11 protein-coding genes and 1 pseudogene are annotated in these 13,085 nt (G+C 53.3%); 8 read left to right on the top strand and 4 right to left on the bottom strand.

Annotated elements, in window-relative coordinates; genetic code table 11:
• The first annotated feature begins 547 nt into the window (after positions 1-547).
• The 5 genes from H6G62_RS23970 (at position 548) to H6G62_RS23955 (ending at position 6,942) form a co-directional block, all read left to right on the top strand.
• Positions 548-2,053 (top strand): NAD(P)/FAD-dependent oxidoreductase, encoded by a 1,506-nt coding sequence (locus tag H6G62_RS23970; protein ID WP_190499907.1) that lies wholly within the window; start codon positions 548-550, stop codon positions 2,051-2,053.
• A 247-nt stretch (positions 2,054-2,300) separates the two neighbouring features.
• Positions 2,301-2,426 carry a hypothetical protein gene (locus H6G62_RS28445; protein ID WP_277883056.1) on the top strand — a complete coding sequence of 42 codons (126 nt, stop codon included), beginning with the start codon at positions 2,301-2,303 and terminating at the stop codon, positions 2,424-2,426.
• Positions 2,427-2,503: 77 nt separating this feature from the next.
• On the top strand, positions 2,504-3,001 hold the full coding sequence (locus tag H6G62_RS23965; RefSeq protein WP_190499905.1) for a universal stress protein: 498 nt from the start codon (positions 2,504-2,506) through the stop codon (positions 2,999-3,001).
• A 1,788-nt stretch (positions 3,002-4,789) separates the two neighbouring features.
• Entirely contained in the window at positions 4,790-5,920 is a 1,131-nt protein-coding gene (gene dnaN, locus H6G62_RS23960) for a DNA polymerase III subunit beta (RefSeq protein ID WP_190499909.1), read from the top strand.
• A 233-nt stretch (positions 5,921-6,153) separates the two neighbouring features.
• The gene (locus H6G62_RS23955; protein WP_190499903.1) at positions 6,154-6,942 is read left to right on the top strand and encodes an SDR family oxidoreductase; all 789 of its coding nucleotides are present in this window, start codon (positions 6,154-6,156) and stop codon (positions 6,940-6,942) included.
• 14 nt (positions 6,943-6,956) lie between these two features.
• Here H6G62_RS23955 and H6G62_RS23950 read toward each other — a convergent pair whose 3' ends face one another.
• The 3 genes from H6G62_RS23950 to rplI all read right to left on the bottom strand — a co-directional run bounded on the left by H6G62_RS23950 (position 6,957) and on the right by rplI (position 11,550).
• Positions 6,957-7,424, bottom strand: a complete 468-nt coding sequence (locus H6G62_RS23950; RefSeq protein ID WP_190499900.1) for a DUF29 domain-containing protein — start codon at positions 7,422-7,424, stop codon at positions 6,957-6,959.
• Positions 7,425-7,496: 72 nt separating this feature from the next.
• A complete protein-coding gene (gene dnaB / locus H6G62_RS23945) occupies positions 7,497-10,748 on the bottom strand; it encodes a replicative DNA helicase (RefSeq protein ID WP_190499898.1) in 3,252 nt (1,083 codons plus the stop codon).
• Between the two features lie 343 nt (positions 10,749-11,091).
• Positions 11,092-11,550, bottom strand: coding sequence for a 50S ribosomal protein L9 (gene rplI / locus H6G62_RS23940; protein WP_190499896.1), 459 nt, complete (start codon positions 11,548-11,550; stop codon positions 11,092-11,094).
• A gap of 100 nt (positions 11,551-11,650) precedes the next feature.
• On the opposite strand from rplI, the gene H6G62_RS23935 reads away from it, so the two are divergent.
• From H6G62_RS23935 to H6G62_RS23925, 3 genes are all read left to right on the top strand, one after another.
• On the top strand, positions 11,651-11,878 hold the full coding sequence (locus H6G62_RS23935) for a hypothetical protein (protein ID WP_190499893.1): 228 nt from the start codon (positions 11,651-11,653) through the stop codon (positions 11,876-11,878).
• A gap of 44 nt (positions 11,879-11,922) precedes the next feature.
• On the top strand, positions 11,923-12,330 hold the full coding sequence (locus H6G62_RS23930; protein ID WP_190499891.1) for a hypothetical protein: 408 nt from the start codon (positions 11,923-11,925) through the stop codon (positions 12,328-12,330).
• Between the two features lie 71 nt (positions 12,331-12,401).
• Positions 12,402-12,890, top strand: coding sequence for a hypothetical protein (locus tag H6G62_RS23925; RefSeq protein WP_190499889.1), 489 nt, complete (start codon positions 12,402-12,404; stop codon positions 12,888-12,890).
• A 12-nt stretch (positions 12,891-12,902) separates the two neighbouring features.
• Here H6G62_RS23925 and H6G62_RS23920 read toward each other — a convergent pair.
• Positions 12,903-13,085, bottom strand: a pseudogene (locus H6G62_RS23920) (IS630 family transposase); the annotation flags it as partial.

The following is a 13,085-nucleotide window of genomic DNA, read 5'->3' as shown; positions in this document are numbered from 1 at the left end:
CTGACTTGAACAAAATTGAGAAGTTTTGGGCACGGATCAAGCACTACGTGCGAAAGACCTTGCACCAGTTTGACACCTTGTGGGATGCCCTCGACAATGCCTTCCGCGTATTGTCCTAACCTGCCTGCGGGCTGCTATAAAACCCCATTTTCTGCATTGCTTATCAGCAGCACGATATGGCGGATGTCCCTTAGGTGAAGGATATTGTGGCGATCCCCCTGCCCTCCTTATCAAGGGGGGTACAAAGTAAAACTTAGACAGCTAGGTACTGGGGGGATCTAGAACTCGGCAACGGTGTATTTCCCCCTATCGAGAATCGCCATAGAACTAGATCCCCAAAAACCGGGTTTGTGGGACGGCCCAGAAAAACCCGATTTCTGCGCCACTCACTAACAGCATGGCGGGAGTTGAGGCTTGGAAGCCGGGTTTAGGGATTCAATTTCTAGGGCACATTAGCAGGGTATTCTGCGCTTTGGGAAAGATTCTGAAATCTGGGGCATCGTGGCAAAACTTGGCCTAGGCTAGAGACACTGATGGGTTTCTCCCGATGGCTGACACGACCGATCTTGTGATTATTGGAGCGGGGGTTTCGGGGCTAGCGGCGGGCTGCTATGCCCAAATGAACGGCTACCGCAGCCGCATTATTGAAGCCCAGGCAGGGCCAGGGGGTTCCTGTTGGGCCGACTGGCAGCAGGGCTATTGCCTGGAGGGAGGCCTGCACTACATTTTCGGCAATGGGCCAGGGCAGCCGTTCCATAGCACCTGGGAAGAGTTGGGTGTGGTGCCCCAGGTGCCCTTTTTGCATGAGGATTATCTGGCTCAGCTATACGGCCCCAATGGGGAAGTGCTCACCGTCCACAGCGACACGGAAGTTCTGGCCGAGCACATGAAAGCCCTAGCGCCCCAGGATGGCAAGCTGATCGATCAGTTTTGCAAAGGGGTTCGCAACTTTAAGGCTTTCGATTTGTCGATTCTGCAACAGAAGCCCAAATCGATGATGACCGGGGCCGACTGGGCCAGAATTGGGCGGCAGGTGTTGCCCTTCGTGAATTCCCTGGGCAAGTGGGGAAGTCTATCGCTACAAGATTTGGGCACTAAGTTCAAAGATCCGTTTTTGCAGCGGGCCGTTCCCCATATGTTTTCCTGGCCAGAGGTGCCGGTGATGGTGGGGATGTCGCTGCTGGCCTACCTCGACAACGGCAACGCGGGCTTTCCCCAGGGCGGTTCCCTAGCCTTTGTGAAGGCCATCGAGCAGCGTTACCTGTCCCTCGGTGGAGAAATTTATTATTCCACCCCTGTGGAACAAGTTTTATTGGAGGGCGACGAGGCCGTCGGGGTTCGCCTTGCCGATCAACGCGAATACCGAGCCAGTCGCGTCATTTCCGCCTGCGATGGCCGCCACACCCTCTTCCATCTGCTGCAAGGGGAATACCTGCATCGACGGCTGGAAAAAATCTACGGCAGCGACCTGCCCATGTACTCCCAGTTTCAGGTGTGCCTGGGCGTCAACCGCGACCTCTCCGCCGACCCGCACTGGAGCACCTACCTGCTAGAGGAACCCCTCACCATCGCCGGAGCGCCGCAGTTTGAGATTGGCCTCAAGCACTACAACATCGACCCATCCCTAGCACCTCCGGGCAAATCCGTCCTCATGGCCCTGATGACCACCCCTTACCGCAACTGGCAAACTGCCTACGGCGATGGTCATCCCCCCGAAAACGAACTGCCAGAAGTGCAAACCGTTCTAGACTGGCTGAACCAGCGCTACCCCGGCCTGAGCAGCGACATTGAGGTGATGCAGGTACGCACCCCCCTCAGCCACGAACGCACCACCCGCAACTGGCAGGGGTCGAGCTGTGGCTGGCTGCTCACCAAAGACACCCTGCCGATGATGGTGCAGGGCATCCCCAAACGCCTGCCAGGGCTAAAAAACTTTGCCATGATCGGCCACTGGACAGAACCGGGCGGTAGCATCCCCATTGCCGCTATGTCTGGGCGCAACCTGGTGTACGAACTCTGCCACGAAGACAGCAAAACCTTCACCACTGTCTAAGGCCCGTCATCTAGCCCGAGCCTCCCCGCATCTTCGCCCACCCAACGGTAGGGGAAAGGTTTTCTCGTCTGCTACAACCAGGGGAAATCAGCCAGGACTTGCATCCCTAGGGCCTGTAAGCCTTTGTAAGGGCCGTTAACGCTTCATTGCAAATCCCCAAAATCCAGGAAATCCCTCCGACAATAGAGGTAAGGGCGATTCCAGTCCAGCGGCGCTTCACGGTTCATCGTCCCCGGGGGGTATTCCCATGCTGTCCTTCATCTTCACCTACCAAGACACGCTCTATCTCGTCACCAAATTGGGAGCCTTAGGGGTTGTGGTGCTGGCCTACTGGCTAGTGAGCCGCCATGATCACGCCACCCATCACGGGTAAACACATCCCAGTGTCTTGGCGACTCATTGCCCTCAACCGACCTACTGTGTTGACCCATCGTTTTGAGGGCTGAGTTTATGTACCAAAAAATTCTCGTCGCCATTGATAACAGTGCCATTAGCAATACGGTTTTCAAGCAGGCCCTAGACCTCGCTAAGGTCATGCAATCCTCAATGCTGCTAGTCCATAGCCTGTCTGGGGAAGACGAAAGCAGCCCCATTCCCCTCGGCCATCGCCTCGATTCCATCTATTGGGCACCGGGCACCGAGATTAACCTAGAAACCTGGAAAGCCGAATGGCGTCGCTATGAAGCCCACAGTTTAGAACAGCTTCAACAACTGGCCGGAGAGGCTAATGCAGCGGGGGTGAAAACTGAATTTCGTCAGCTATTGGGCCGTCCAGGAAAGGTAATTTGCACCGTGGCTCAACAGTGGGAGGCCGACTTAATTATGATGGGCAGCCATGGCCGCAGTGGCCTCACAGAAATGATGATGGGCAGCGTCAGCAACTATGTCATGCATCAGGCACCCTGCACCGTTTTAGTCCTCAAGCCCTCTAAGCTGATGTGCATTTAAATTGCATGACAGCTTTCTCTAAAGTCCTTGCTATAAGGCTTTTGGGGCAATCTGGCCAGTGCATTTTAGATGACTAACAGCTTACCTAGGCCATGGTCAAACGGGGTGTAGCCCCGTTTTATGACACACCCTGCATGAAGCAAGCGACACCCTAAGTCCTTTGCGCTAAGAATGTAGGGGTCAGGTTTTCTGACCCTTTAACGGATCTGGATTCTGGCAAATTGTGTTCGTCAGCCAACTTTCTTACTCAGGCCGTTTAGCCAAAACGTTTTTCACAGACGTTATCCACAGGCGTTATCCACAGATTTCAGAAAGTTATCCACAGATTCCTCACCACAGATCATCCTTCAATCCGCCTCACACCGAGAGAAAAACGCCCGTAGCCCAGACTAGAGAGATCAAAAATCACAATAGGGTAAGCATCCTAACTGCCACAAAGACCTCCACCCTGGCGGTTCTACGGTCAATTTGCAATCAACTGAGCCAATCTGGTCACAAAAATGTCTGCGTTTTGCTATGCAGGCATTTTTTATGTCGTTAGTTCATGCGGTTGGCGCACAAACGCCACCACACAACATCGCGATGACAGCTTTTTTCACTCATGCCACAAAAAATCTAGCGCAACGATGAGGGCAATTCTCGGTTAAACATCCATCACTATTCCACAACGACCAAGGCTGATAAGTGCTGGGCATTCGTCATCAGATGCCTTATAGGGCAGGACTCACAGGGAATCAGACACCGTATTCAAGCTTCGATGAACCGATACCGAAAAGCATCGCGCCATATCAACGAAGTGTCGTTTCAAGGGATAGCCAGCAACAATATTGTGAAAAAACTTGTGCGGCGTTAATCGCTGCTGTAAGCATTCCCATTGCAACAGCAAAGGTGGTCAGGGGTCAGAACAGTACAGCGTATTTGATAAATGATTTGCTAACACCATCAAGGATTAGAAATTTAATCATCAAAGATCATTAAATTTCTCAAAAAATAGCTGTGGAAAAGAGGCTTTTTTCTGGGGAAAAGTCGTGGAAAACCCATGGAAAACTACGATAAAAATGTGGATTATTAAATACCTTCCTTAAGTCTGTTGAAAACCCTCCCACTTCTTACGACGTTTTCCCCAAGCCATTGAAATTTCAAATCCATAGCTATCAACCGATCCCAGGGTTTTCCTCAGTTTCCACAGCCCCTATTACTACTACTATCTTTTAAATTATTTCTTTTAAAGGCTGTTGCAAGATCCTCAAAAACAGCCAGTTGATGAACAACAAAAACAGTGTTAGATTGTGTGAGCTAAACAAATCTCATCTCGATACATTCCTAGGTTTAGAGTCAGGAATCCCAGCTATACCAAGGGTTCTTAGGTTCCTTATCTATCTAGGGACAGACAAGTCTTAACAGGCTGAATCTAGATTAAAAAGTCATGTTTCGACCTGGCTCTCTTGCTTTTTTACAAAGAGAGTCTAGGTAATTGTTTTTTGCGTGTTCAATTCTGTGATGATCTTTGTCCCTGAACGGTCTTTTCGCCCTTCTCTTCGTTGGGTTTTCCCTTGAAATAGCCATTGACAAGAGATGGCTGACCCCATTCTTTGACGGATTGGGCTTTAGCTCACCTTAATCTACCCTAGATGAGTCTGCCTCGAATGGTCTCCTTCCAGCGATCAAGAAAAGTGAGATACTGCTAAAACTGAGGAACTTCCACAACCGTGGAAACTCGTTGGTGCTGCGGTGGTGTAGAAAATCACCGTGCCCTGTCCCCTGCAATCTGACCTGCGTGAAGCCACTATGAAGTTTGTCTGTTCCCAAAGCGAGCTAAATCAGCAACTGTCGTCGGTGAGTCGGGCGGTGCCCTCGCGCCCCAGTCGGCCTGTGTTGGGCAATATTTGGGTGAAGGCCGATGCTGCCCAGCAGACCGTGACCCTCGTGGGCTTTGATGAGGTGTTGGGCATTGAAAGCTGCTTTGCCGCCCAGGTGGAATCCTCTGGGGTTCTGACGTTGCCCGCCAAGCTGTGGGGCGATATTGTGTCTCGCTTGCCCAACGAAGATGTGGTGACGGAACTGACGGACGAGAATACCACGGTGACGATTACCAGCTCCTCCGGACATTACGAGGTGCGCGGTCTGGGGGCCGAGGACTACCCTTCTCTGCCCACCGTGGAGGATGGGGATGCCATTGCGCTGTCTGCCGAAGCGCTGCTCGACGGGTTGAAGGGCTCTCTCTTTGCTACCAGCGGCGACGAAACCAAGCAGGTGCTGACCGGGGTGCATTTGCTCTCCGATGCCGACACCCTGGAATTTGCCGCCACCGATGGCCACCGCCTAGCCGTAGTGCAAACCGTGGATGAAACGGGCACCCCTACCCCCGAAATGGATGTGACGGTTCCGGCCAAGGCGCTGCGGGAACTGGAGCGCATGATTCAGGCCCACACTTCCAGCGAACCCGTGCAGGTGCGGTTGGACGAAACCCAAGTGATGTTTGACCTGGGCAATCAAAAGCTCACCACTCGGTTGTTGGAGGGGCAATACCCCAACTATCGCCAACTGCTGCCCAAACAATTTGCCCGCCAAATTACCCTCGACCGCCAAGGGTTGATGAAAAGCCTAGAGCGCATTGCCGTCCTGGCTAGCCAGAAGAACGACATCATTAAAATGTCTCTCAATGGTGCTCAGCAGGTGGTAGCCCTGTCGGTGGAAGCCCAGGAAGTGGGTAGCGGTCGTGAGGAACTGCCCGCCCAAATTAGCGGCGACGACCTCGATATTGCCTTCAATGTGCGCTATCTGCTGGACGGACTCAAAACCTTTGAGGGCAGTCAAGTGCAGATGCAGTGTAATGCCGCCACCAGCCCCGCCGTGCTTAGCCCCCTAGGGGAAGCCAAAATCACCTACCTGGTGATGCCTGTGCAAATTCGCAGCTAGCTGTGGAAAACATCTGATCCTGTTGAAAAGTACAGCCCCCTGTGGAAAACAGGCCAAACCGTTGAAAACCTAGGGTTCTGGGGAAAAGTCATCCCCCTGTGGAAAACGGGCCTATCCTGTTGAAAACTCTCGAATCTTGTTGAAAACCCTGTCCCTGTGGCAGGGTTTTTGCATTTCCCAGATTTCCGACCTTCGTTAGGATAAAGACGTTCTGACCTCGGTTTCTCATTCCTATGGCAAGGCTTGTTCTGATTACGGGTTCCTCTAGCGGCATTGGCTACGAAATGGCAAAGGTGTGCGCCGCCAAGGGGCACGATCTCATTGTGGTGGCCCGTCGCGAAGATCGTTTGACTGCCCTCAAACAAGAGATTGAGCAAACCTATGGCGTGACGGTGTGGCCCTATGCCGCAGATTTGACCGACGCTCAGGCTCGTCAAACGCTATTTGACTGGACGCAAACCCTCGGCCAACCCCTCTACGCCCTGGTCAACAATGCCGGATTTGGCCTGCTAGAACCCTTTGCCAAAACCGATTGGGAACAGCAAAATGCCATGCTCCAGCTCAACATTGTGGCGCTGACCCATCTCACCCACCTGTTTATGCCTGGAATGATCGCCCAAGGTCAGGGCCGCATTTTGAACGTGGCCTCCACCGCTGCCTTTTTGCCGGGGCCGTATATGGCGGTCTACTACGCCTCCAAAGCCTTTGTGCAATCCTTCACCGAAGCCATCGCCAGCGAACTGGAAGGTACAGGTGTAACCGCAACCACCCTCTGCCCTGGCCCCACAGAATCGGAATTTCAGGACGTGGCTGGGATGGGAGAGCTTGAGTTTTTTAGCGGCAAACTGCCTACCTCCGCTGAAGTCGCTACCTTTGGCTATCAGGCCATGGAAAAGGGCGAACGCACCGCCGTCCACGGTCTGGTGAATAACCTGCTGGTCTTTGCCACTCGCTTGCAATCTGACAAAGCCCTCGCCACCATGATGAAAGGCTTTCAGCAACCCAAGGGTTCACCCAATTAACCGCTGCCTTGCGCTTACTCCGGCAACCAATCGGTCTTGAGGGCATCCTCCAGGGAGAAGGGCGGCTGGGTTGGGAACAAATCCCCAGGCAGGCCATATTTCTGGATGGTTTGCTGTCTGGCCTTGGCGTAGGATTCAACAAAACTCTCCGCTAACCAGGGCTTAAGACTGGGGCTATCTTCCAAAATGAGATCCACTTGATTGCGCTGTTCGATCACCGTATTGCGCCAATCCCTGGCGTTTTGCGGTTTTTCGCTCTCCCAAAACATCAGCTTAAGCAGGTGTTCGAGGATGACCAGCAGGCGGCTTTTTAGTTCCCGTTTTTCACTGCGGCCCATACTCTCCACTTCTTCAACGAGATTGTCCCAATCCACCCGATCAAAATCCTGCTGCTTCAGAGCTTCAACGGTGTGCTGAATCCACAGGGAAAAGTCGGTGTCATAAAGTGTGGAAACCGTGGCGGTAGTTGTGGAAAACGGCATGACGGCCTCAGTGAGTGAGGGGACTATCGCTATTGTAGGCAGTGGTTAATGGGGTGAGCGAAGGCCGTCGCCCTACATCCCCGGACTGGCCAGGTTGCGGAATCGGGTAAACTGCGGCTCAAACAAGAGCTTGACGGTGCCCGTGGGGCCATTGCGGTGCTTGGTAATAATCACCTCGGCAATGCCGCGATCTGGCGTGTCAGGATCGTAATACTCCTCGCGGTAGAGCATCATAATCAAGTCGGCGTCTTGCTCAATGGCTCCAGAATTATGGGAAACGATGCCATCGGCTAACCAAGATGCTGGCCCTGGAACCGTTAAGTCATACACAGACTCTTCCCCGGCGGGTTCAATAGAAATTACCTCATCCCAGAAAATATCGGCGTTTTCCGGTTGCTCCTGAGCAACGGCGATATAGCTTCCTGCACTCAACTGCTTAAGCCGTTGCCAGCCATCTAGGGTGTACAGCCGATGCTCTGCGGTGGCCCGAATTTTACGTCCGCTGGCGGTCGTTAGCATATAAACCGGACGGGTGCCCACTTCCCAAACCACTTCAGATTGGGCCTGGATGAGCTTGCCGTGGCTGTCTAGGCTAATGACTTCAGGGGTGTGTCCCACCAGGTCTTGAATCGGGACTCGACAACCATCGGCCAGAACCACTAAGGTGTCTCCGGTGACGCATTCCCTCAAATCACTCATCATCGGGCGTTTGTTGGTGCGAGATTCTACCCCCCGGCTGAGCTGCGATAGGGCAATGATAGGAACGTTTAACTCACGGGCCAGACCCTTCAGGGATCGGGTCATTTTGGAAAGTTCCTGCACCCGGTTGTCGCCGCCGCCTTCCATCAGTTGCAGATAGTCGATCAGCACTAGGCCCAAGGCACCGCCCTGTTCGGCCTGCAATCGACGACAGCGAGACCGAATTTCGGTGACGGAAATGTTCGGTGTGTCGTCAATAAAAATCGGCATTTGCGACAACACACTGATGGCGTGGCCCAGTTTTTCCCATTCGTTTTGGGCAATGCGCCCGGTGCGGAGGCGGCTGCTTTCCATCTCCACTTCGCTGGAGAGCAAGCGATAGACCAGTTGCAGCTTTGACATTTCTAGGCTGTAGATGGCCACGGGTAGCTTTTGCAGCGCGGCAATGTTGCGGGCAATATTCAGGACAAAGCTGGTGTTGTGTACACAGATATCGTTGGCCACAAAATTGTGGGTTTCCGGGATGGTGAGGTCGTAAACCTGTTTGAGGCCCAAGGGTTCAATGGCGACGATTTCATCCCAATACACGTCACTGGTGGCGAGGTTTTGTAATTCGGTGTTTTCTAGGGCTGTGGCTAGGGCAAAGAGGCGTTCTCTGGTAGGGGCACGTTTGCCAGCATGGATGTTGCTGGTGCCTTTCAATCCGGCCCTTTGGGCTAGGGATTGCCACGATTCCTCACCTTTGGCTTCCCGCAATAGTCCCCAAACCTCCATAGGAATGAGGTCTTGGTTGGTTTGATAGCGGCGATTTTGTAGGGCCGATTTCACCCGTTCGATGGCGTCTTCTTTGCCAAAAATGCCAATGTCTTGAACAAAGGTTTTGATGGAGGGTGCATCGGTGATATCGAGTTGCCATGCAGGCCGCCGTTCGTCGTTGTATTTAACGGATCGGGACTTCACCTGGGCCAAAATGCCAAAGCGAAGTAAGAGATGCTGAATCTGACGCACCAGAGTTTCGCTTACGCTGGCAAAGCCGAGCTGCACCTGACCTGATGCTAGTACTGAGGCCCAGCCATCCGTGGCAAAAAGACGGTTGAGAAATAGCGCTAGGTGGAATCGAGTTAGCCGAAATACGAATGCCGGAATGGTTTTGTGGTGGGCTGACTTGCCCCAAAGCCCAACCTCTTGGAGCCAAAGTGTGAGGTTGTTTTGACTCATCCATCGAATTGTGGCAAGACCGCCAGGGGCCAGTTCCTCTGGTTCAACCTGTAAAAGTTGGCAGAGTTGCTCAAAGTTGGCCGAATTTGGAGCGCAAATTCCCTGCTGCCATTGAGTCACCAGACTAGGGCTAACGTCTAGCTTTTTGGCAAACCAACTCGCTGGTTTATCGCTGGGTTGAATCAAACGTTGTAAGCGTTGCCCAAAGGCTTGGCGGGCTTGCTGCACATCATGGCAATCCGAGGTGACGTAAAACGTCGGCGTCCGGGTGCCTTGGGAGGTTTCTTGGCGTACCTTCACCCCTGGAAATAGAAGGGCGGCGGCGGTGAAATCAGCCTGAATCGCTGGGTTCTCGTTGGTAAATTGGGGAGAAGTGCCAGTCAGGCAGCCATCACCGATGAGGTAAGCCAGGAGTTTGATTTGATGTTCCGGCAGTTCCTCATTCCCAAAAACGGGCAGAATGCGGGGAACGGCAATTTTCTGACCCACCGCCAACTCCGATAGCGGTCGCCAGCCCTGAATGGTCAGATAGGGATGGGTAAGGGTCGTTTCTAGGGTGCGACCGGATCGGGTGCTGACTCGAAAAACGGGCTTGTGGCCATCATCCACATAGGCGCTGGGCTGGGTGAGGTGAAAGCGCCAATTGGGGCCGAGGGTGAGTAAATCAGCAGCTTGGGCCTGGTAGATTTCGGCCATGGTTTTGAGGCTGCCATCGGCCAGCAGAATTTGGGCCTCTGCACTGAGGCACTTGCCCATGGATGGACGGGCAGCGGTGATAATTAGGTCGGAGCGCTGGAAGCCCTGGGTCATGGCATCGAGGTCGTAGAAGCCGCAAGGCACACCGGGCAGCACCACACCGAGGGAACGCTGCTCGATTTCGGCAAAGGTATCGATCAAAATATCCGAGGTTGCCGTGAGGCCGCTTTGGGGGCGCACCTGGGTAATGCCAAACAGCTTTTGTTCCGACTGATCTAGCACCTTTTCTAGGGGCACGGTGGTGTCGTAGCCGAGTTGGGAAATTTCGCCCCCGGTTTGGATCAGCATTCGCCGGGTGTACTTGTCCATCACCAGGGTGGCGTACTGGTCGATGTTGGCGGCGCTAACGGTGCGGTCGATCAGTTGGGCAATGCGGGCTTGGCCTCCCACCTTCTCCAGCTTGTCGTGATCCTTCAGCCACACGGTAATGGTGAGCAAATCCGTGGGCTGACCCTTGGCATGGAGGTCGAGGGCGGCACGGTAAATTTCCTTGTGGGCACCAATATAAAAAGCGTCGGGGGTGAGAATTTCCATCACCCGTCCAATGGCCTCCGGGTCGAGCAGTACGCCGCCTAGAATGGCCTCTTCGGCCTCAATATTTTGGGGCGGTAGTCGGTCGTTGACCGCATCAAACTGCAAGTTTTGTACCATGGCAAGTCCGGGGCGGAAGGGGGCCAATGTTTAGAGCCTTAGTGTATCAGGCTGTAGAATTTCGGGGCGGTTTCCGTCGGTTGGCCTGGGCGATGGCTTAGGGAGAAAGGCTACCCGTAGGAAATGATGAAGTTCCACAACCGTGGAATCATAAGCTGTGGAATCGTAGAAGCCTGGGCAATGGACGGTTTATGCACGGACGATGATAACCACAACTGGGAGAGAAAAATACAGGGTAAAACGGATCCTAAAAATAATAATTTAGTTCAATTGTACTATATTTCTGTCCGAAAAATAACCCCAGCATTAAGCCAGGGTTATCTAAATCGTGACCCGAAGCAGACTACTCGGCAATAATCCGCAGATTGACCGTGGCGGTCACTTCGGCATGGAGCTTGATTTGAGCTTCGTATTCGCCCAGCTTGTTGATGTCGGGAACGGTGATGTCGCGACGATCCACTTCTTTGCCAGACAGAGACTTGATCACATCGGCCACATCGGAGGAGGTGACAGTACCGAAGATGGCATCGTTTTCGCCCACGGGTTTTTGGATGGTGAACATACCAATGGTGGCCAGGGCTTTCTTGGTGGCCTCGGCCTCTTGCTTAATTTCGAGCTGACGCTGACGCTCGGCCTCACGACGACGCTCCACCTGCTTTAGCACGCCGGGGGTGGTGCGGACGGCTTTGCCATTTGGCAGGAGATAATTGCGTGCGTAACCCGGTGCCACGTCCACGAGGTCACCGTTCTGACCCAATTTGCGAATGTCTTCGGTAAGAACTACCTGTACCCGTTTTGCCATGATCTTTCTCGTATAGCCCAGTTAACTATACTACTCAAAGAGACACCCCCCTGGCAACCCCTACGTTTCTTTAGATCCGTCCTGATTCTGGGTAATTCCTATGGCAAGACCGTTATTGGCAATCATTCCGGCCCTTTGGGTGGCGACAATAGCGATTGTGGCGGTGCAAAACGCGACCCCGGTTTCGATTCGGCTGTTGACGCTGCAATCCATCGACATTCCCTTTGGGGTGCTGCTGGCCTTTGGGGTGGCGGGGGGCATGGTGGCGGCGGCAGTGGGGCTAGCGCTGTTGAGGCTGGCTCCGGCGAAGCGTAAACCCCAGCGGTGATGGTCATGAAGACGGTAGTGTCGTTGACGTTAGGGAGTAGGCCGATGGCGCTTGGTGTATGGCGGCAGGGTGGCCGTTGGGCTGGGTTGGGGCTGGCTGGACTGCTAACCTTAGCCTGCCAACCTCCTATCGATGCTGACCCGCCGATGACCCTCGACAAAATTACCTTTGATCTGGAACAGCTCGACGAAAACGGACTCTATGGGCCACCGGACGGAAAGCGCTCCTTGGATTACGAGTTTTGTGTGCCTGGGGAGCCTGCTTTTCTAGAGACCGTGCAGGCTATTGATCCGTCTGTGACGCTGTATCCCGATAGTCCGGGCCGGATTGGCTGTACCGATGATCAGGTGTTGGCGATTGGTAATACCCACCAGCTCAACGCAGTTCTGGTGCTGATGGAACTGGCGAATTTGGACTATATTCAGCGCATTGATCGGGTGGACTGGGAGTAAGACAGGCTGCTGCGGTGAGCTAGATGATGCGGTGGGGAGCACCCTTGCCCTAGCGAAGGGTGACTATCAGGATGAACGGTGAACCTTGGATTGATACGACCTTTGATTTTCGATCAGATACCCCACCGGGAAAGGATCCCGATGCCCTTAGCCCAACCCTGCGTCGGTATCACAAAATGCTCTGGAGTAAACCTTTGCCTAGGGGGACGGTATTTGAACTGGTGGATACGACTCCAAGGGTTTACCTACACCACCGTTCAGGATTAGGCGAGTTTTTTCTGTCCAGCGATGCGGTAGTTCCCTCCTTTACACGGGAATATCGGCTGTCTACCATCATCGATCAAATCCCCATGGAAGAACGAGAGGCGTTTAACACCATCGGCTACACCATGGGCGGAATGATGATCTTTCCAGCCAATCGCATCGGTAACAAGATGACTATTAACGCTGCCCGTGGATGCCACCCCCGGATTAAGGATCGCTTTGATCTGACTGTGGAGTGCATCAGGCGGCATTACCTTGATCAACCCAGCCCCCTAAGCGATCTGTTGGAGCGCTAAGCTGATATGCATTTAAATTGCATTGACTGTGTTTCCTTTATTTTTGATCTTGCGATCCCAGTTGATGACAAGCTGCCCTTCGTTCAACAGGTTATGAACAAGCGCTTCTAGATCCTCAATCGACTCAAATAGACGATTGGCAATGAATTCCTTTGCAGAGTGCCAAACTAACTCGATTAAATTATAGTCCGGACT

Source organism: Phormidium sp. FACHB-1136 (assembly GCF_014697375.1).
In the GTDB taxonomy this organism is placed as follows: domain Bacteria; phylum Cyanobacteriota; class Cyanobacteriia; order Phormidesmidales; family Phormidesmidaceae; genus Nodosilinea.
The sequence above is the reverse complement of the archived record's forward strand: the minus strand, read 5'-3'. Positions and strand labels throughout refer to the sequence as shown.

Excerpts from the sequence above, each read along its gene's own strand:
- dnaN (WP_190499909.1), top strand. The coding sequence starts at position 4,790 with ATGAAGTTTGTCTGTTCCCAAAGCGAGCTAAATCAGCAACTGTCGTCG.
- H6G62_RS23970 (WP_190499907.1), top strand. The coding sequence starts at position 548 with ATGGCTGACACGACCGATCTTGTGATTATTGGAGCGGGGGTTTCGGGG.
- H6G62_RS23925 (WP_190499889.1), top strand. The coding sequence starts at position 12,402 with ATGAACGGTGAACCTTGGATTGATACGACCTTTGATTTTCGATCAGAT.
- dnaB (WP_190499898.1), bottom strand. The coding sequence starts at position 10,748 with ATGGTACAAAACTTGCAGTTTGATGCGGTCAACGACCGACTACCGCCC.
- H6G62_RS23930 (WP_190499891.1), top strand. The coding sequence starts at position 11,923 with ATGGCGCTTGGTGTATGGCGGCAGGGTGGCCGTTGGGCTGGGTTGGGG.
- H6G62_RS28445 (WP_277883056.1), top strand. The coding sequence starts at position 2,301 with ATGCTGTCCTTCATCTTCACCTACCAAGACACGCTCTATCTCGTCACC.
- H6G62_RS23935 (WP_190499893.1), top strand. The coding sequence starts at position 11,651 with ATGGCAAGACCGTTATTGGCAATCATTCCGGCCCTTTGGGTGGCGACA.
- H6G62_RS23965 (WP_190499905.1), top strand. The coding sequence starts at position 2,504 with ATGTACCAAAAAATTCTCGTCGCCATTGATAACAGTGCCATTAGCAAT.
- H6G62_RS23955 (WP_190499903.1), top strand. The coding sequence starts at position 6,154 with ATGGCAAGGCTTGTTCTGATTACGGGTTCCTCTAGCGGCATTGGCTAC.
- H6G62_RS23950 (WP_190499900.1), bottom strand. The coding sequence starts at position 7,424 with ATGCCGTTTTCCACAACTACCGCCACGGTTTCCACACTTTATGACACC.
- rplI (WP_190499896.1), bottom strand. The coding sequence starts at position 11,550 with ATGGCAAAACGGGTACAGGTAGTTCTTACCGAAGACATTCGCAAATTG.